Here is an 18,840-nt window from a genome sequence, read left to right as displayed (position 1 = left end):
CAGTTTGGGATGCATGAACTGCCAAGGTTAGGATGTGAAAAGTTCATCAGACTCCGGACGGTTAATCCTCGCCGGACTTTTCTGACAGGCTGAAAGCCTTGATTGGCAGGTCGTCTTTTCTTTTGAAAAGCGCGTGTATCTCGTCAGTGGTCGGAGGCGCATACCGTCGGCCCGATCCGATGCGAACCGAATCAAGGTGTACCGCAACGTCGCGCAGTTTGTCCACATCGCTGCCTTTCTGTGCTTCCGTTCCAACAGCGGTCAAACGGGCATGCTCACGCGTGTCTGGAAATAAGTGTACGTCATCCTCCAACCTCTTAAATCTGTCGATGACGAACCAATCTTGACGCCAGCAGAGTACAAAAAATTTTGTTCCTTAACTCGTCCAGAGGGCGCATTACTATGTATGCAGAAAATGACATGCAGATTCGCGTTTTAGAGAGACTCGCGTTTTGGGCTCACATTCCGATGATATTAAATCGTGGCGGCCAAACGCTTCCTAACCTCAGTAAGGGTTACCTCATTGAGTAATTTCCCATTTTCAAATACGGGAACAAATTCGCAGTTATTGACTTCATTCCAGCTCACTTGGTCCCGCAAATAAAATTTACCTTGATCATTTTTGAATACTGCTACCAAGCCTTTGGCCGAATTTTTGGTTCCATCCCCGGTCTTGGGTGCTTTGAAAATTTCACGATTTTCACCGGAAATCTTGGCGAAGGTCGCCTTAACTGCGAAACCATCGGTATCGCGAGTTACGTATTGATAGGTGTAACTGCCAATTCCAAAAACCACATTGGTCGAGGAAAAACCTTTGGCTTTGAGTCCCGTACAAATTGCCGTGGCGCGCTCAATAGTGATGGAGTCGCCATAAATCAATCCAACATGGGGATCCAGAATTTTGTAGCCTTGCTTAGTTTTACTGCCGCCAAACACTTCCCACAAACATTCAATCGCGCCCTTGTATTCTGGTGAGCCGATTTTGGCATCGGCATCACCACAAATCATTTTGACTGGGCAACCGGTGTCTGGACGGAACACGACTTTTCCATCTCGCGCTAAAATCTGTTCCTTGAGTTTAACGGTAAAGTCCGTCATCACTTGCCAGAAATCCCAGGAATCCGACACAATACTAACGATCCCAGCCGGATAGATGTCCTGAATCAAGCGCCGGAAGGTTTCAAGTTCATTGTCCATGCCGCCGGCGCACATTACTGAATGCTCAGTTGCTGCAACACTGCCGCCAACCAGTTCTAAATCGCTATTGGCCCCGTAAAATTCTTCCAGAAAATCGATAGCAGGAATGGTGTCTGTTCCTGTAAAACTCAATAAGTGCGCGGCGCCGCTCATTGTGGCCGCTTCAGCACCATACATGCCGCGGAAGCTAAAGTCGTGCCCTTGCCAATTCACGAACTCGGTGCTGCCGTCGGTTTCTAGCGCGTAAGCTGTCAGTATTTTCTTGTATTCGTGCGCGCTAGTGGCGCTGGTGCACATGCCCCATACATTAGTCGAGAGGATGGTTTCCAAATAATTGGTGAGCCAAAAAAACCGCTCGTCTGTATTGAAAATCACAAGACATGGCACTCTTAACGGGTAGATCGAACCCTCGGGCAAGGCCATAATTTTTATAGGCAAGTAGCCCAGGTCGTGCAGATCCGCAATGTGTTGAGTGCCGACATTATTCGGGCCCAAATAGTTATTTATACGGCGAGAAAATCGACGGATGACTTCATCTTTTGGCTGTTTAAAAAAATCCTCTTCCCAGCTTTTGATTAAAAAACTTTTTATAAAATACTGCAATCCAAAAAAAACTAAATGATCGGTGTATTTGCGGCGAGTTGTTCTGGCAGTCAAATTACTGAATACAACTTCAGTATTGTCGGGATATTGACGACGATGATCGACTTTGTAGCCATCGATTGCAGTGGCGGGATTTAAGTTCATTATTTTTTTCCTTGTGCTGACATAAAGTGCCAAATATCTTTTACATTTAAAAATTCCGTTGCGGCGGAATCGTGCAAACTGTTAGTGGTATATATCGCATCAATACCGCTTTCCATTAATTTTTTCTCGTCGGCGGTGCCCTCATAGTGAGACACAGCCAAGATGATTTTTTTGCAGTTTTTGGCTTTTAGTTTTTTCGCCAATTCGATAAAAGTCCTACCGCCAGCACAAATGTCATCGACAATTACTGCCGTCTTGCCACTTAAATCATCGCAATAAATCTCAGTGCCGATAATTGCTCCGTTCCGTACGTCGCGAATCTTGTCCGCCCGGATCACCGGCAATCCACCCAGTTGGCAAGATAATTCAAAGATTTTTTTATTCGATCCGGCATCTGGCGACACAAAAATAAAATCTGATCGAATGCCGTTCACTACGTCTCGGATAAATTGATGGTTTTTGACTACATGGACGTTATTCAAAAGGGCAACAAGCACATCGCTGTGGGGATCAAAAACACAAACCTTTTGATAATGCTGTTGATTGATCAAATCGGCGTAGACCTTCACCGACAGTGGTTCGCCTGCGTTGCAAACGCGGTCCTGTCTTGCACCTGGAAAATAGGGAATACATAAATCGATCACATTTGCGCCCTGGCGGCGAAGTGCATCGGTCAGCAGCAGGAGCTGAACTAACGATTGATCTCCGCGGTAGCGAAACATAATGTCGACATGGGAACTGCTGGGCGTCAAAATTTGGAGGTGATTTTCACCGCTCCTAAATTGAAAGTGCTTAAACGAATCTTCAGCTTGTTGAGGATTTGGTAAAAAATAACGACTATTGAGTGGAGTGTGGCTGCCCATTTGCTAACCCTGTTTTGAAGTAATCAGAGCGCAGTCAATTCTTACTTGTTTGACTATGCTTTCTTTGGTTTTATAGAGGGAGGAATAAAACATGATGAGATATTAATGTCTGTGAGACACAAAGTAAAGTGAAATTTTGCAACTTTTATCTAGCTGCCATTTATGCTATAAGGAAAGTGTCCCAAAGACATAAAAGACGAGAAAATGAATGCCATATTGCAAATAGATAAACCTTTATTCACTGTGGATAGCGTGCTTTTCACTGTGCACGATGGCGTTTTAAAAGTGCTAATGGCCAAACGCGCCGAATCGCCGTTTGCGAGCTATTGGGGGCTGCCTGGTGGATTTATTGATATCAGTTTGGATGAAAACACTGATATGACTGCGCGTCGAAAGTTGTTGAGCAAAACGGGGCTGATACCGAGCTATTTGGAACAATTGCAGGTGATCTCTGGACCTAAGCGTGACCCGCGTGGATATAGCGTTACGCTAGCCTACTATGCGTTGGTAGCACATCAAAACGTTGAGTCTAAAATCTCGTCAGTAGAGAGTACCTGTTGGTTGAATGTCAGTGAATTGCCCAAGCTATTGATTGCTTTCGACCATCGACACATCATTGATATGGCGCAGCAGCGACTTCAGCAGAAAACGCTGTATTCAATGATTCCAGTATTTTGTTTGCCTGAAAAATTCAGCATCGGCCAATTGATCAAGGTGATTGAAGCAATCATCGAAAAGCCTATTCAACGAAAAAGTTTAATGCGTCGAATTGAGGCATCAGAAATGTTTGTAATTTCCAATGAAAAAATATCTTCAGGTGGCCGATTGGCGCAGCTCTATGCATTGAAACCAGGCGCCGACATCGTTAATTTTGAACGCAATTTAAGTGCTTCACATGAGAGAAACAGTTAAAGAAAACCTGATGGTGTTTAACGCGCCTGCCGCTGTCCCAGGATTATCAGACACCAGTGAATTCCCGGACGCTATCGACGTCCTTTCATCTTTGTTCTCAACCGCGCAATGCGATACCGCTAGACGCCGCCACTGATCCGGTTTGCTGTCGACATCTTTGGCGTCCTTGTTTTGCTGACGCCAAAAATTTCTGGCAGATAGGGTGACACAAGGGTTGACGAAGAATACGCAGTCAAACGAACTACCGTGCTATTCGATCCAATGAGGTTCAGCAAGGCATAGCTCAACGAATTGATCGCAAAGGGAGGGCACCTTCATTTACCGGGTACACTAAACAGTATTCCGCGCCCCAACTGCGCGATCTCATAAAGGCTATCTAATGAGCAATGCAAATTTATACATCCCACCCAAAGTTTGGTCCTGGGATCAGGAAAGCGGCGGCAAGTTTGCCAGCATCAACCGCCCTGTCGCTGGTGCCACGCACGACAAGGACCTGTCAGTGGGACGCCATCCGTTGCAGCTTTATTCGCTCGCCACACCCAATGGCGTCAAGGTGACGATCATGCTTGAGGAGTTGCTGGCCTTGGGCCACGTAGGTGCCGAGTACGACGCTTGGCTAATTCGCATCAATGATGGTGATCAGTTTGGCAGTGGATTTGTTGGCGCCAACCCCAACTCCAAGATCCCGGCCCTGATGGATCACAGTGGTGAAACACCGGTGCGGATATTCGAGTCCGGTGCCATTCTGCAATATTTGGCTGAGAAATTTGGTGCCTTCCTGCCTAGCAGTGGCGCGGCGCGCGCCGAATGCCTGTCGTGGTTATTCTGGCAAATGGGCAGTGCGCCCTTTTTAGGCGGAGGCTTTGGCCACTTCTATGCCTATGCACCCGACAAGTTGGAATATCCGATCAACCGTTACGCGATGGAAGTGAAGCGCCAGCTGGATGTGTTGGATCGCCAACTGTCAGAGCACCGCTTCCTGACGGGCGACGACTATACGATCGCTGATATGGCGGTATGGCCATGGTACGGCGCGCTGGTCAAAGGTCAACTTTACGAGGCCGGTGAGTTCCTCAGCGTGCATGCGTACAAGCATGTATTGCGCTGGGCCGATGAGATTGCATTGCGTCCAGCTGTCGTGCGCGGACGCAAGGTTAACCGCGCGTGGGGCGAACCCTCCGACCAACTACTCGAGCGTCATGACGCCAGCGATTTCGACCTCCGCACTGAAGACAAGCTTGCCCCTTCCACCTAGGGCAAGTCTCGCTGAACTGGTACGATGGTGACAGGCTAAGAACCGCTGTACCAGTTGTACCCCTGGTCTTCCCAATAGCCGCCGGGATACTCGTTGGTGACGAAGATCGCTGCAATGTGCTTGGGGTTCTTGAAGCCGAGTTTGGTCGGCACCCGCAGTTTTAACGGATAGCCATACTCGGTTGGTAGCGGTGAAGTGCCAAAATCTAATGCCAGCAAAGTTTGCGGATGCAATGCGGTTGCCATGTCGATGCTGGAGTAGTAGCGGTCGGCACATTTAAAGCCGACATATTTTGCCGTCGTATCAGCACCGATATGGGCCAGGAAAGTGCGAAACGGCACGCCGCCCCACTGGCCGATGGCGCTCCAGCCTTCGATGCAAATATGGCGCGTGATCTGCGACTCCTGTGGTAATGCCCTTAATTGCGCCAGGTTCCAGTTGTCCTTGTTACGCACTAGTCCAGAGACTTCCAGCTTATAGGTATCACCATCGATCTCCGGTGCGGAATCTGCGTCATAAAAAGCATTGAATGGAAACGGCTTGGTGATCATGCTGGCCGGATAGGTTTGCGCCAGATGATTGGCGCGAAACAACATACTTTGCACACGATCATTCCAGCGTGACATTGCCCACAATACCTTGTCGACCTGATCGCCATCCTGCAGGTTGCAGCCGCTTAGTAGCGATAACGCGCCCAGTGACAAACCCGAACGCAGGAACAGGCGGCGCTGCAGTTGCACCAGTTCAGGTTGTAGCTCACTGTTTTTCAGCAGTTTGTTTTTTTTCTCGCTCATCATTGCTGCTCCTGCTTGATAAGTTTTTTGCTGGAGTGGCGGGGTGCCCGTCCGGTTAGCATGGGCAGCAGCGTGCTCGGCACGATCAGCACCAGCGCCAGATGCACCACCACGAAGCCGACGATACCGGCCATGGCGATGAAGTGCACGCGGCGTGCAATGTCATAGCCGCCGAATAGGTCGACCAGACCATCCAACTGCACCGGTTTCCAGATCGATAAACCGGACGCTACCACCAGCACGCCAAGCAGCAACACGCCGATATACATTAGACGTTGCACGGTGTTATAGACGCCTGGCTGATGCGCCAGCTTTAAGGTCAACGCATCTTTTACATCGCGCAGCAGGGCACTGAATCGTAGCGGCAGGAAATGACGGCGGAAATGACCAGCGAGCAGGCCGTAGCCAAGATAGATCAGGCCGTTCACACCCAACAGCCACATCGCCGCCAGATGCCACGCGATCGCGCCGCCCAGCCATCCACCGAGAGTGGCCCAATGCGGAAAACCAAAGCCGAACAGCGGCGAGGCGTTGTAAATCGCCCAGCCGCTCATTACCATACAGACGATGGCGAAGGCGTTGATCCAGTGCACTATGCGCACCAGCAACGGATGAATGATGCGGCGGGGGTTATCGGCAGTCGCCATGAATACACCTTATCAAAAATCGTTACGGTCAGCTGGCCAGCCCGGCTGCCGGGTCGGCGGGTCGCCGGACCGCCGACTTCCCGCGATACAGCTTTACATCGGCGGCACTACGCCGTTGATTCCAACCAGGGCGCGACTTACTACTTCGCTACCATCGGCGGCTTTGGTAACAACAAATACGCCATGGGCGCCAGCAACCAGTAAGCTGCGGTCAGCTTTGTTGAGGCTAACGATTGGGACATCGGCCGGTACCACGATTTTCTTTTCACCATCAGGATACTTGACGGTGATGGTGCGGCCGCTGGTGACGACGACATCGCCGACAGTACCGTTGGTCATGGTACTTTTCTTACCCAAGTCCCATGCGTAATGACCTTCGCCCGACTTCATGCCAGCCGGAAAGACGGTTACTTCCAGCGCCTTCAGCGTGCCGTCAGGTAGCGGTATGGCGGCGCTGCCGATGAAACTGTCTGATTTAATATCAGTGATGGCGGCATGGCTAACCGACATCACCGCCACGTCAGGTGCCAGTTTCAAGGTCAGTTTCTTACCGGCTTTGGTGCTGACTTCGAGAGTATCGGCGGTCACTTTTTGAATGGTGGCGCGCACCCGCACCGGCGCTGCCGTAGCGGTAGTCTGGGCGATGGCGACGCTGCCATAGGCGAGGAAGGTCGCTGCGGCTAGGGCGGGAACAAGCCGACGTAAAAATTGTGCAGTTGTCATGGGAATAGTCTCGGTAGTTGCTGGGAAGTTCATAGTAGGCGTGCCGAAGTGTCTTATCGGTGACAGTTGAATGACAATATTGTCATTATTCGTGGCGCGCGAATTGATAGAATAGTGGCATCACCATCAAGGAATTAGCATGGCTATCCTCGTCATCGAAGACGATCCAAAAACCGGCGACTACCTCAAAAAAGGCCTGCGCGAATCAGGTTATGCGGTCGATTTGATTCGCAATGGCAGCGACGGTTTACACATGGCGCTGGAGAATTCCTACGACCTGGTGGTGCTGGACGTGATGTTGCCCGGCACCGACGGCTGGAAGATCATGACTGCGATCCGCGCTCGCCGTGATTTGCCGGTCATCTTCCTGACCGCGCGCGACCATGTAAACGACCGCATACGCGGGCTAGAGTTGGGCGCTGACGATTATTTGGTCAAGCCATTTTCGTTTACCGAACTGCTGCTGCGGATTCGCACTTTGCTGCGTCGCGGCGTGGTGCGTGAGGCGCATGCGCTGGATTTTTTTCAGGTTGCCGATTTGCAGCTTGATCTGTTGCGCCGCAAGGTCACGCGTCAGGGTGTCGATATCGTCCTCACCAACAAGGAATTTCTTCTATTGCATCTGCTAGTCAAACGCCAGGACGAAGCCTTGTCGCGCACCGTCATCGCTTCCGAAGTGTGGGACATGAATTTTGACAGCGACACCAATGTGGTCGACGTCGCCATTAAGCGGCTACGCGCAAAAATCGACAATCCCTTTGATCACAAACTGATCCACACGGTGCGTAGTATCGGCTATATGTTTTCTGAAAATCCATGAATCTCTGGCGTACCCGCTCACTGACCGTACGCGTCTCTTTTCTGTTCGCGCTGATTGCCTGCGCTATTGTTACCAGTCTCGGCATGTACTTATATTCGTCGGCACGACAGGCGCTGGAAACCCGTGCCGATTATGGGCTGATTGGCAGAGTAGAGCATTTCCGCACGCTGCTGCACGATCTCTACAACGTCAAGCAGATGGAAGATAGACCGACATTGTTTGAAACCATGCTGGGTAGCGAGAATGATGTACTGATGTTTGCCTATCCGGGTCAGGCACCGTTCGTACGTGTCAATCCGGATAATATGACGCCGCCGCCAATGTCGCCGGTGGGCTTGAATCAACCCTTAAAATTACCAGCACTGCAAACAGGTGAACGCGCCGATGGCGTGCGCGTACGCTGGATCTCGGCCGAGGCAGAAGTAGGGAGTGAAGGCACCAAAGTAGTGATCGTCGGTGCCCATGTGATGACGCAAGAATCGCATATGCTTTCTCGATACTATTGGCAGGTGATTGGTGCCGCTGCAACATCGGTGTTGCTGGCAGCGCTGCTCTCTTTCCTGGTGCTGAAGCGCGGCTTCCGGCCGTTGACGTCGATGGCAGCGCGCGCCGCCGAAGTCAGTCCGACCAATATCGCGGTACGCCTGCGCGAAGAGGACGCGCCGCAAGAGTTGCGGCGGCTAGCTGCATCCTTCAATGCCATGCTGGATCGGCTTTCCGACGGCTATGAACACCTGTCGCAGTTTTCGGCCGACCTCGCGCACGAGATTCGTACGCCGATCGGCGCCATGATGGGACTTACTCAAGTGACCCTGAACAAGGTGCGCAGTGTCAGTGAATACCAGCAGGTGCTGGAATCGAATCTGGAAGAACTACAGCGCCTCAGCCGTATTGTGGAAAACATCCTGTTCCTCGCGCATGCCGACCATGCCGGTCTCGCTGTCGAAAAAACACCGCTGGTATTGACCGATGAACTGCTCAAGATCGCCGAGTATTTTGAGGGTATGGCTGAAGAGCGCGATATCAAACTGGTGGTGGACGCCAGCGGCGAGCTGCAAGTCAGTCCGGTGATGTGGCGCCGCGCGGTCAGCAACCTGGCGGTGAACGCGGTACGCTATGCGCAGCCGGGAAGCACCGTGCGGTTAAGCGCCAAGCCACAGGCACAGGGCACATGCGTTGAAGTGGAAAATCAGGGAGACCCGATCCCGCAAGAACAGTTGGACCGCTTGTTCGACCGTTTCTATCGCGGCGACAAATCGCGCAGTGAATTCACGGAATCGAACGGACTCGGGTTGGCGATTGTACGCGCCATCATGTTGGTGCACGGCGGCAGGGCCGAGGTAAGTTGTTCAGCGGCGGGACTGATCCGTTTTAGCCTGTATTTTCCTCAGACGCCGCAGGAAATACCCGCCCGAACCTAAGAAAATGGCTCGCGCTATTGTAGCGCGTGCAACAGTCTGCTGACAGTATTTTGCTATCAGGCCTGGCGCAGAAGGGATGGGTCGCCGTTCAGTGCAAACGGCAGAGCACGGGCCCAGCGATTGGCGGAAAGCGAAAACGTCAGCGAGCGAACCTGGTGATACCACCCGGCTGGCACATACAGGAGCTCGCCAGCATCGACAATGCATTCGATCATTGTCGCCTTACGCGCTAGCGGAAATGTGTCGAAATCCGGTGCTTCTGGGTTAAACGGCGAGCCAAACAGGATGGCATTCGCCTCGCTGGTATAAAGAAATTCATCGTGATGAGGCGGGGATAGAAAAATTCGTTTGGTGCCCCATATCTGCGCAAAAATATTATCGTCGTAGTCGCAATGCAGCGGTGTCACCGTTCCTGAAGGGCCAAGCCAAAAGCGAGGTGGACCCATCTTGCCAAAATATGTCGGCCAGTAGCACAGCTTGTTTAACGCGCGTAACTCCAAATTACCCAAATAAGGCGGCAGATCCTGCGGGTCAGTGGCGACAAGATCAAGATACGCAAGCATAGACATATCCTGCATGGCCCGATCAGACGCGAATGCAGTATTGACATAGTCGCCCACCCTCGCGCGCACTGGCAAGTCGCCAAAGTGGTCGCGCAGCGTTTGCGGTGTGAGAGTGGACAGAGGCCACCTTCGGACAAGTCCCGTGATCACAAATGGTAAGCCTTGTGCGGCACGCCTGCGAAACGCCGCAGTATCAAGTATGCCAATTCGAGGCACCGCGGAAATAGACGGAAGCGCGCGTCCGATGCGCCGTATCGCGTCACGCACTTCTTGTACTGAAGTGATTCCGCGAACCAGCGCATCCTTGCGTTCTTGCGCCTGCTTTTTGGCGATAGCGTCCTCTGGCGTCTTGGCGTTTAATGCAAGCATAGGTGGCAACCGTGACGATACACGCGGTTGTGGCAGTGCTTGATTACTGCTGATCGAATTTTTCTCTGCTGGCATATGTTCCTATACGCTTCTCTTTTGGCTGAAGGTGGTTAGTGATCAAAAGTGATGATTGACCGATGGTCCTACTTTTGGTCCATCTCCATTCACAACGCCGCCCCTTCACTCTCAAGCCATGAGCGGAACAACATAACAAGATCATCTGCGGATTTCCCATCCGGAACATAGGTGCAATAGCTGCGCGATGGCAAACGCGGGCCGGTGAACGGCGCGACAAGTCGGCCAGCGGCGAGATCGTCTGAGACTAGCGCCGTCGGTCCCATTGCGATGCCTATTCCATCGATGGCAGCTTGTAATGTCAGATAGAAGTGGTCGAAGGTCAGCGTGGCGGCGGGCTTGAGCGCCGGTATCTGTGCGCTCACTAACCAGTCCGGCCACAGCCGCGGAAGACTCGACGTGTGCAGCAACGTATGCTGCCGCAAATCCTCTGGTATGCATAGCGGCAGTCGCTGCAAAAGTGCCGGACTGCAAACCGGCATTCTCTCCTCGGACAGAAAAGGTCGCATTGCGTAGCCATAAAAGGTATCCGGACCGCCGCGGATGATGATGTCGTAGATATCTTTTAGACTCTCCACTGACTCGTTCGACGTTTCTACCCTAACGTCCACGTCGACATGCTCAGCGCGGAACTTGGCCAGTCTCGGCACCAGCCAGCGCAGCGTGAATGTCGCGGATGCATTCACGGATAGTGTGCGGGAGGCTGTTGTGGGAAAGCCATATTGTGCGGTTGACCGTGAAAGCTGCTCGAACAAGGGGCCGATTTCCGCTAAATAGGTCTTCGCCGCCGGAGTGAGCACCACGCGCCGGTTGTGTCGTTCAAACAATGGTGCGCTAAGCCACTCTTCCAGCAGGCGCACGTGCTGACTTATCGCACCTTGCGTCACATGCAATTCCGTAGCTGCCTCCTTGAAGCTACCGAGCCGACCTGCGGCCTCAAAGGCACGCAATGCATTGAGTGGAGGCAATATTCGCTTCATTCAGGATAGTTTTTTTAACGTGAACGTCTAATTTATCTGGTTTGTCAGCTTGCTGCAAGATAGATATCCTATTTACATCACGCCTAATTGACGTTAGCAGCAATAAGTCGGCGAACGAAAGTGGAGGGACATCCTTGCGTTAGCGGCTCATTCGCAGCTATCTCGCGCTGATTGATGACATTTTTGCGTGTGGCGTATCTGCTACCACGCTCTTTTTTGTTCAGGAACTCGCATGCTCAGTTACACCGGTGGTCTCGTCCTCTTTGCTGCTTTGCTGCACGCGAGCTGGAACGCGATGTTGCACGGCAACCGTGACCGGTTCCTGTCCATGACGTGGATGAGCATCGCCATCGGAGCGGTCTCCACGGTTGTCGTCCTGTTCATGCCATGGCCGCCCGTCGCAGCGTGGCCGTACATCGTCGCATCGGGGCTTGTGCATATCGCCTACAACGTCAGCCTTGTGCGGTCATATCGCCACGGTGATCTGGCGCAAGCGTATCCAATTGCGCGCGGCTCGTCGCCATTGCTTGTTACGCTTGGCGCGGCGCTGTTCGCACACGAGGCCATTGGCCCTTTGCACGTTCTCGGGATTGTGATGATATCGGGCGGCATCATCGCGCTCGCGCTGCAAGGGCGTCACGTGTCGCGCGCGGGTGTGCTGGCCGCGCTGACAACTGGCGCGACGATCGCACTCTACACCGTGATCGACGGCATCGGCGTGCGCTTATCCGACGGCCACGCGGTCGCCTATACCGCGGCGATGTTCCTGTTCTATTGGATGATGCCGGTGCTGTTCGTCGCAAAGCGGGGGCTTGCGGCGATCTGGACGCCATTACGGACGGCACCCATGTCGGTCAGTTCGTCTGTCGCTGGCGGCCTGGTGTCAATCGCGGCGTATGGCATCGTGATCTGGGCCATGCAGTCCGGTGCGATGGGCGCGGTATCGGCATTGCGCGAGACCAGCGTGGTGTTCGCCGTGCTGATGGGGCGCGTGTTTCTGGGGGAAGCAGTCAATGGCAAGCGCTGGTTTGCGTGCGTGATTGTTGCGGTTGGGGCGATTTGTCTGGGGCTTTGATTGCGGGTATCTGTTGCCATCAACTAATTTACCCCTTAATTGCAGGGATCGGCTTTCCGCTATGTTTGAGCAGGTTTAACTACAAATATTCAGAAGTGGTGGTCCTATCAATAGTGCCTCACGGTCAGAGTCAGCCCATTTTTTGGAACATAAAATTATTTACGAATCTGTTTTGATTTTCTTGCAGAAAGGTCTTCGTTTTCGAATATTTCAAGGAATTTGCTATTGTGACCTCGACCTACAGAAGGGTCGCATTCACAAAGATCATTACTTACTAAAAATGTCGGAATGCGTGCCGGTACGCTCGAAGTAAACCGCCTCAGCGTTTGGGGTGTAAATCAATACCCAATCCGGCTCTATATGAAGGTCACGGTTTGGCTTCCATTCACCTTTTAGAGGATGATCACCCAGTTCTCGCGGAAGGGTATCTCCCGAAAGAATCAAAGTAATGACATCGCGTAGCTTTTGCATATCCTTGCCGCGCTTTTCCGCTTGTTTTACGTCTAGTTTGAATTGTCCGGAATACTTTGGCACCCGCATTAAATACCTAGCTGTTTAAACAGATCGGTCGCATCGGCCGCGCTAAAGATATCTTCGCCTCTTTGGCTTTTACGTAGCGTTTCAGCGGTCAACGCATTAGGGGTTTCATAGTCAGCAATGTAAAGACGCATCAAATCCCGAATAATTTGGGCGGCAGGACGATGACGATCTGCCGCGACAGCCATAAACTGGTCCCGTAATGCGGACTCCATTTTGATTGACATTTGTACTTCTTTAACCATTTTGGCCTCCCTGTGAATGATGAGCATCATCATTATACTAAATACCGTTATGCTACTCAATAGATGCTCTTTAGGTATCTTAAAGGTATCTTATAAAAATGCTTTGCAGCACAATCAAGGCTAATGTTGTCACCATGCACAGCGGGATGAGGAACAACGTGGGCAAGATATGATCCTGATTGAAGTTTCGTCACCGCTATCGGTAAAAGCCCGTATCGCACAAGCTCTGCGATGGATCATTGTATGAAAGTCATCGCGCGACAATCAACCTTCACCAAATAGCGCGTGATGTCCATAATCTCTTGGCCCTATAGAGAAAGGGAACAGGTTTAGAAGCCTGATATATCCAAAGCGCACAGACCGCGAAAGGGTCATTTAACGTACGTTCAACTTGTTGCGCCTTTTACGGGTGGCAATAGTGGTGAGACTTCGGCCTGCCCGTTGCTTTGGATACTGGTCTTCTAACTCCGCTATTTGCCGCCCACCCTAATTGGAAGCAGGCCGCGGAGTAAACATTATCCAAGAAGCAGACATGCCAACCCAACCCAACCCAACCCAACCCAACCCACCTCGTCAACTGCTCCCGAGGCACTCCATCAAGCATTTTCATGGTTACCGCTCCACCTTAGAGCCGATCCACACGCACAATTTATTGCGATGACCACGGATGTCTGCCTAGGCATTCAGACCTGCGTTGATCTCGCGTATTTCAGTACGATGGATAGAGGTAGCGATACAACGCCAATGCTGGATGTTGCAGATACGGACCGCTTGCTGCGCCTAGTGTCTATGTCGTCTCAGATGCTGGCGAACGATGCAGAAAGCCGAATTGATCAACGCAAGCACCGCTCTGACAAAATCCGCTCAGTGACTGATACAACCGATCCTCAACCTTAAAAGCACATCGGATCGTCAGGAAAAGAATCGGTCAATGATTTCCTGTCGCAACGGAAGCCCGCTGGCCCGGGCGCGCTGAAGCACGGTCCAGAAATAACGGTAGGTTGCGCGGTCATGTAATTCATTTTCATGGCTGATTGGTCCCCACGCGACGTCGCTGGCGGCGAGCAAAATATCACTGGCTTTCTGCACCTCCGACGATGCTGGACGCATAGCCGTCACGATCGGCATGATTTGTCCGGGATGTACGCTCCACATGCGCAAAAAACCGAATTCGTGGCGAGCGCGGTGGGCATCCTGTCCCGTTGCTGCGGGGTCGCGTATCGACAACGACACATTGTGGGCTGGCACTACGCCATACGACAAAGCAGCGGCGACGATATCGCATTTGGCACGTACTACCAGCCCGTGTTCGAATTGCTCCGGGCTTCGCATTGCAGAAAACGGGATAGCGCCCTGATGTCCACTGACGAAATCCATCAGCCCAAAATCCAGCACCTGCAAGCCGGGCAACGCGGCGATACCAAATACATCGCGCAAAGCGCCGTGCGTTTCGATCAGAATATGGATGGGAATATCACGATGCAAGCCAACCGCAGCACGGCGTTGTTCGATATAGTCGATCATTCTGGATGCATCGCCGGTGCTGCCTACTTTCGGCAAAGTCAAATAGGCCAGGCTCTCACCGGCCTCACCGATAAGAATATCAATATCATCGCGCCAGAACGGTGATGACGGATCATGGATGCGCGCACCGACCATGCCATGGCGATTGGCCGCCGAATTGATGAGGCTGGCGGCCATGTGAGCGTGCTTTTGTTCCTCTCCCGCAGCGGCGCCATCTTCACAATCACAGGTGACGTCGAATACCGGTCCATAGTCTTGCTGCAATTGCAGCGCTTTGACCATCAGCTTTTCGCTGCCAGCATAGTGTTCGCAGGACGCGATGACCGGTACAGACTTTTCACCTGCAAATAATGCCGTGGCAGGATGCGCGGCAATACTGACGCTAGTTTGGTCAGCTTGCATGGAAGATTCCATCTTTTATTCTTTCGTCGATAAATTAAATATTACGTTTGTGCACTTCGCCATTACGTTCAAAGTCACGTTCAAATCGCCCGCTGTTCGCGCAGCATGGCGATCGCTCGCGCGTCGAGTCCGAGCAAAGTGCGCAAGATGGTGTCTGTATCAGCACCCAAAGCGCCACCGAGGTGACGCAAAACTGCCGGCGTCTCCGACAACATCGGTACCGACACTGGTACCACGATTTCCCCGACGCGGGCGTCATTAACGGTGACCAGATCGCCCCGGGCAGCGTATTGCGGATCTGAAAAGATGTCATCAATACCCATTACCGGACCGCAAGGCACGCCTGCCCCGTCGCATCGCGCTATCACGTCTTTCAAGCTGTGGTCGCCGATCCAGCGTGCAATGGTGGCGTTGATCTCGCCGCGTCCGGCAAGCCTTTGGGGGTTGGTCGCATAACGATCCGGCCGCGCCAACTCAGGTTGTTCCATCAGGATTGCCAGACGTTCGAATATCTTGTCGCTTGAACAGGCCAGTGCCACCCACTTACCTTCTTTGGTCTGCCAGTGGCCATGCGGTACAACGTGCCCGACATCCGCACCCATGCGCGTGCGCACGTGGCCGAATTTTGCATACGCCGGTGCCAGTTCGTCGAGCAGGCGAAATACCGATTCATACAAAGAGACATCGATAACCTGTCCGATGCCGGACTGCTCGACCGTGCGCAATGTCAGTAGAACGCCAATCGCGCCCCACATGCCGCTGATGTAATCCGCTAACGAGGTAGAACCGGGTACCACAGGCGGACCGTCGGCCATGCCAGCCAGTTCGGCCAGTCCGCTGAATCCATGTGCGACGCGAGCGAAACCCGGCCGCTCGCGGTACGGTCCGGTCTGGCCATAGGCGCTTACACGCAGTAGCACAATGCGTGGATTTACCGCACGCAGAACCTCAAATCCGAGGCCCCATTTTTCCATCGTCCCGGGACGAAAGTTCTCCAAAATAACGTCGGATTGTTCGACCAGTTTCAGGAACAGGTCCCGACCCTCGGGAATCCGTAAATCGACTGTTGCAAAGCGTTTATTACGCGCTTCACTGAGCCAGATCAACGTATCCCCGCATTCGGTCGGGGTGCCGAATTTGCGCAGCGGATCGCCAGTGCCCGGTTGTTCGATTTTGATCACTTCCGCGCCAAAATCCGCCAATATCGTGCCGGTGAAAGGGGCGGCGAGAAACGTGGCGATGTCGAGCACGCGTATGCCTTGCATCGGTTGCGATTGACTGTTAGCCCCAGCGTTGCTTACGGTATTCATCGTGCGACGTTCACTGCAGGAGAGGCCTGCTCAATAATATAAGCCGCACGTTGCTGGATCGAACGCGCTAATTTTGCATGCGCCAGATCGATCAATACGCCTTTCGAGCCGAAAGCACCATTGCCTTGGGCCGCTGACAGCGCAAGCTCTTCAAGCACGTTGGAGGCCCAGGATAATTGGGAAGCGGCAGGAGAAAACACCTCGTTTGCGATGTCGACCTGGCTTGGATGGATAGCCCATTTACCTTCAAAGCCCAGCGCTGTCGCGCGCACGGCAGATGCCCGATAACCCTCAACATCGCCAAAGTCTGCATAAGGCCCATCGATCGCCCGCAAACCGTAGGCACGGCAGGCGTTGGCGATGCGCGCTAGAGCAAAATGCCATTGGTCGTTCCAGTGGCGCTGACGCAAGCCATTCTGATCGGGCGCGGTAAGGACCGTATAATTTGGACTAGACGTGCCAAACACCACATCGTTAGTGCGCATATCGACGGTGTAATCGCCGACCCCAAAAATCATCGCCTCAAGCCGGTCGGAGGAGGCCGCGATCTCTTCGGCATGGGCGACACCTTGTGATGTTTCGATCAATACTTCGATACCGACGCGTTTGGCGCGGTTCTGTTCACGTTCGATTGCGGTCAGGATTTGCGCTACAAACTGGACATCAAATGCAGAACCAGCTTTCGGCAGCAATATCATATCCAGGCGTGGACAGTGCGTCACTATATCGATCAAATCGCGCAATGCCCATGGGGTATCGAGACCATTTATGCGCACCGCCACGGTCTTGTTACGCCAGTCGATGTTATTCAGGGCCACAATTGCATTTTTTCTGGCTTCATCCTTGCGATGATCGGCCACCGCATCTTCCAGATCGAGGAATAAGGTATCGACTGCACTATTTGCCGCCTTTACAAAGAATCGTTCGGACGTGGCGGGAACAGCCAGTTCAGAGCGTTGCAGCCGTTTGGTTCTGGGCTGGATGATAGTTGCAGACATATTTTCCTCGAATCGATGAAGGCACTGGGTTTGAAATTGATTCCGGCCGATGCGTAAAAGCTGCCATAGCGTCACTCAGCGGCGGTTAGCAGTGCAATGTGAACAGGCGGACAAGTGCAACAAAATACCGGTCCGGAATCTCATTGCAAGTGTACGAACAGCCGACTTGCTTAGACAAGCGCAATTAACTGATCGATTCTGAAGATTTTCTTAACAATGGGATGGATCGAGGCGTGGATTAGGAACAGGCGCATAAATCACTGTTTCCGCCAACTAAAGACTCTTATCACGCAGGTCATCTAAAACTTCAGTATCAATTACAATAGTGCTAATCCGAGACATTAATAAGAAAAAATGAATATTAATTTGAAGCTGCTTCACTCATTTCTGCTGGTCGCTGACCATAGCAGTTTCCGCGAAGCGGCCGAACGTGCGAATCGATCACTGCCTGCTATCAGCATGCAAATCAAGCAGCTGGAGAGTCAGCTCGGCGTGGTGTTGTTCCATCGCACTACGCGACGCGTCGAATTGACGCGTGAAGGTGAGCATTTGGTCATTAGCGTGAGAAAATCGCTGGCAGAAATCGAAGCGGGACTGATGCAATTGAAAAGCGCCGTGGATATTCAAACTGGCCAAATCACGTTTGGATGCGTCCCCACCGTGGCTAGTACGCGTTTACCCGCGATCTTAGCTGCCTTTGCGGAGGCTTATCCAGGGATCGTGATTACGTTGCGAGAGCTTGCCGCAAAAGAGTTAATGGAGGCCGTGAGACGCCGTGATGTCGACTTCGGGATTGGTCCGAAAACCGAAAAAATGAATGGCTTTAATTTTCAATCGATTCTTGAGGATGAATACTTTGCGCTGGTTCCACCAAATTACAAAACCACGCGCAAGACCCGCATCACAGTTGAAGAGTTAGGGAAGTTGCCACTGCTGAAGTTAAGTGCCGGTTCGGCTTTGCGCGGGCATATTGATATGGTGTTGCAATCGCGCTTTCCTGACCTTGAAACAAAATTTGAAATGATGCAAGTGACGACACTGATCGCCATGGCGGAGGTGGGATTAGGGGTTGCTCTGTTGCCGAAAATTTCTCTTCCTAAGCGTTCGACACTGCGCGCATTGCGGATCGTCGAGCCGGAAATCAGTCGTGAAATCGGTATCATCTCGATCAACGCGCACACGCTTTCTCCTGCGGCCACGCGGTTGGTGTCGTTCGTCGAACGCATGCTTCCGATGGATGACGCGAACGCTAAGTAATCATTACAAACATCCATGTCGTCTTGGTGTTCAGTGTGTTTTCAGTATCCGGTAGATCGCGGCGGGATTTCGAATTATTCAATTAAGCTAATGAATGCCTTACATAATTTGATTAGACTTATTGAA

General features: G+C 52.2%; 20 protein-coding genes. 7 read left to right on the top strand and 13 right to left on the bottom strand.

Features of this window, described 5'->3' with window-relative positions; translation table 11 throughout:
• Positions 1 to 61 precede the first annotated feature (61 nt).
• The 3 genes from QN379_RS06795 to prs all read right to left on the bottom strand — a co-directional run bounded on the left by QN379_RS06795 (position 62) and on the right by prs (position 2,807).
• A complete protein-coding gene (locus tag QN379_RS06795) occupies positions 62 to 313 on the bottom strand; it encodes a hypothetical protein (protein WP_323506315.1) in 252 nt (83 codons plus the stop codon).
• Between the two features lie 161 nt (positions 314 to 474).
• The gene (locus QN379_RS06790; RefSeq protein WP_323506314.1) at positions 475 to 1,944 is read right to left on the bottom strand and encodes a nicotinate phosphoribosyltransferase; all 1,470 of its coding nucleotides are present in this window, start codon (positions 1,942 to 1,944) and stop codon (positions 475 to 477) included.
• The gene (gene prs / locus QN379_RS06785; RefSeq protein WP_323506313.1) at positions 1,944 to 2,807 is read right to left on the bottom strand and encodes a ribose-phosphate diphosphokinase; all 864 of its coding nucleotides are present in this window, start codon (positions 2,805 to 2,807) and stop codon (positions 1,944 to 1,946) included. Before prs ends, QN379_RS06790 begins: the two co-directional genes overlap by 1 nt.
• A 204-nt stretch (positions 2,808 to 3,011) precedes the next feature.
• Here prs and QN379_RS06780 point away from each other — a divergent pair, with 204 nt between their 5' ends.
• Both QN379_RS06780 and yghU read left to right on the top strand, forming a co-directional pair.
• Positions 3,012 to 3,719, top strand: coding sequence for an NUDIX hydrolase (locus QN379_RS06780; RefSeq protein ID WP_323506312.1), 708 nt, complete (start codon positions 3,012 to 3,014; stop codon positions 3,717 to 3,719).
• 379 nt (positions 3,720 to 4,098) lie between these two features.
• Entirely contained in the window at positions 4,099 to 4,974 is an 876-nt protein-coding gene (gene yghU / locus QN379_RS06775; protein ID WP_323506311.1) for a glutathione-dependent disulfide-bond oxidoreductase, read from the top strand.
• Between the two features lie 35 nt (positions 4,975 to 5,009).
• Here the strand turns inward: yghU and QN379_RS06770 are convergent, their stop codons facing one another.
• From QN379_RS06770 to QN379_RS06760, 3 genes are all read right to left on the bottom strand, one after another.
• Complete coding sequence (locus QN379_RS06770) at positions 5,010 to 5,768, bottom strand: molybdopterin-dependent oxidoreductase (protein ID WP_322240332.1); 759 nt, start codon at positions 5,766 to 5,768, stop codon at positions 5,010 to 5,012.
• Complete coding sequence (locus tag QN379_RS06765; RefSeq protein ID WP_322234593.1) at positions 5,768 to 6,415, bottom strand: cytochrome b/b6 domain-containing protein; 648 nt, start codon at positions 6,413 to 6,415, stop codon at positions 5,768 to 5,770. Before QN379_RS06765 ends, QN379_RS06770 begins: the two co-directional genes overlap by 1 nt.
• 93 nt (positions 6,416 to 6,508) lie before the next feature.
• A complete protein-coding gene (locus QN379_RS06760) occupies positions 6,509 to 7,171 on the bottom strand; it encodes a hypothetical protein (protein ID WP_323506310.1) in 663 nt (220 codons plus the stop codon).
• 106 nt (positions 7,172 to 7,277) lie between these two features.
• Between QN379_RS06760 and QN379_RS06755 the strand changes: the two genes are divergently transcribed.
• Together QN379_RS06755 and QN379_RS06750 are read left to right on the top strand one after the other, a co-directional pair.
• Positions 7,278 to 7,958 (top strand): heavy metal response regulator transcription factor, encoded by a 681-nt coding sequence (locus QN379_RS06755; protein ID WP_322234596.1) that lies wholly within the window; start codon positions 7,278 to 7,280, stop codon positions 7,956 to 7,958.
• Positions 7,955 to 9,379 (top strand): heavy metal sensor histidine kinase, encoded by a 1,425-nt coding sequence (locus QN379_RS06750; RefSeq protein ID WP_323506309.1) that lies wholly within the window; start codon positions 7,955 to 7,957, stop codon positions 9,377 to 9,379. Before QN379_RS06755 ends, QN379_RS06750 begins: the two co-directional genes overlap by 4 nt.
• Before the next feature lie 56 nt (positions 9,380 to 9,435).
• Here QN379_RS06750 and QN379_RS06745 read toward each other — a convergent pair whose 3' ends face one another.
• Together QN379_RS06745 and gcvA are read right to left on the bottom strand one after the other, a co-directional pair.
• Positions 9,436 to 10,386, bottom strand: coding sequence for a cupin-like domain-containing protein (locus QN379_RS06745; RefSeq protein WP_323506308.1), 951 nt, complete (start codon positions 10,384 to 10,386; stop codon positions 9,436 to 9,438).
• An 89-nt stretch (positions 10,387 to 10,475) separates the two neighbouring features.
• Positions 10,476 to 11,366: a transcriptional regulator GcvA gene (gcvA, locus tag QN379_RS06740; RefSeq protein WP_323506307.1), complete on the bottom strand. Its 891-nt coding sequence runs from the start codon at positions 11,364 to 11,366 to the stop codon at positions 10,476 to 10,478.
• Positions 11,367 to 11,598: 232 nt separating this feature from the next.
• Between gcvA and QN379_RS06735 the strand changes: the two genes are divergently transcribed.
• On the top strand, positions 11,599 to 12,441 hold the full coding sequence (locus QN379_RS06735) for a DMT family transporter (RefSeq protein WP_323506306.1): 843 nt from the start codon (positions 11,599 to 11,601) through the stop codon (positions 12,439 to 12,441).
• A gap of 267 nt (positions 12,442 to 12,708) precedes the next feature.
• Here the strand turns inward: QN379_RS06735 and QN379_RS06730 are convergent, their stop codons facing one another.
• Both QN379_RS06730 and QN379_RS06725 read right to left on the bottom strand, forming a co-directional pair.
• Positions 12,709 to 12,981 carry a type II toxin-antitoxin system YafQ family toxin gene (locus QN379_RS06730; RefSeq protein WP_323506305.1) on the bottom strand — a complete coding sequence of 91 codons (273 nt, stop codon included), beginning with the start codon at positions 12,979 to 12,981 and terminating at the stop codon, positions 12,709 to 12,711.
• The gene (locus QN379_RS06725; RefSeq protein WP_322234606.1) at positions 12,981 to 13,205 is read right to left on the bottom strand and encodes a hypothetical protein; all 225 of its coding nucleotides are present in this window, start codon (positions 13,203 to 13,205) and stop codon (positions 12,981 to 12,983) included. Before QN379_RS06725 ends, QN379_RS06730 begins: the two co-directional genes overlap by 1 nt.
• A gap of 675 nt (positions 13,206 to 13,880) precedes the next feature.
• Here QN379_RS06725 and QN379_RS06720 point away from each other — a divergent pair.
• Positions 13,881 to 14,120 (top strand): hypothetical protein, encoded by a 240-nt coding sequence (locus tag QN379_RS06720; protein WP_323506304.1) that lies wholly within the window; start codon positions 13,881 to 13,883, stop codon positions 14,118 to 14,120.
• 15 nt (positions 14,121 to 14,135) lie between these two features.
• Here the strand turns inward: QN379_RS06720 and QN379_RS06715 are convergent, their stop codons facing one another.
• The 3 genes from QN379_RS06715 to QN379_RS06705 all read right to left on the bottom strand — a co-directional run bounded on the left by QN379_RS06715 (position 14,136) and on the right by QN379_RS06705 (position 17,457).
• Entirely contained in the window at positions 14,136 to 15,149 is a 1,014-nt protein-coding gene (locus tag QN379_RS06715; protein ID WP_323506303.1) for an HpcH/HpaI aldolase/citrate lyase family protein, read from the bottom strand.
• 80 nt (positions 15,150 to 15,229) lie between these two features.
• Entirely contained in the window at positions 15,230 to 16,459 is a 1,230-nt protein-coding gene (locus QN379_RS06710) for a CaiB/BaiF CoA-transferase family protein (protein ID WP_322234611.1), read from the bottom strand.
• Positions 16,456 to 17,457, bottom strand: coding sequence for a CoA ester lyase (locus QN379_RS06705; protein WP_322234613.1), 1,002 nt, complete (start codon positions 17,455 to 17,457; stop codon positions 16,456 to 16,458). The genes QN379_RS06710 and QN379_RS06705 overlap by 4 nt, the downstream gene beginning before the upstream one ends.
• A 354-nt stretch (positions 17,458 to 17,811) precedes the next feature.
• Here QN379_RS06705 and QN379_RS06700 point away from each other — a divergent pair, with 354 nt between their 5' ends.
• Positions 17,812 to 18,714: a LysR family transcriptional regulator gene (locus QN379_RS06700; protein ID WP_322234615.1), complete on the top strand. Its 903-nt coding sequence runs from the start codon at positions 17,812 to 17,814 to the stop codon at positions 18,712 to 18,714.
• Positions 18,715 to 18,840 lie beyond the last annotated feature (126 nt).

This window comes from Glaciimonas sp. Gout2, from assembly GCF_035018905.1.
In the GTDB taxonomy this organism is placed as follows: Bacteria; Pseudomonadota; Gammaproteobacteria; order Burkholderiales; family Burkholderiaceae_D; genus Glaciimonas.
Note: the sequence above shows the minus strand (reverse complement) of the source record. Positions and strands in the feature narration are given on the sequence as shown.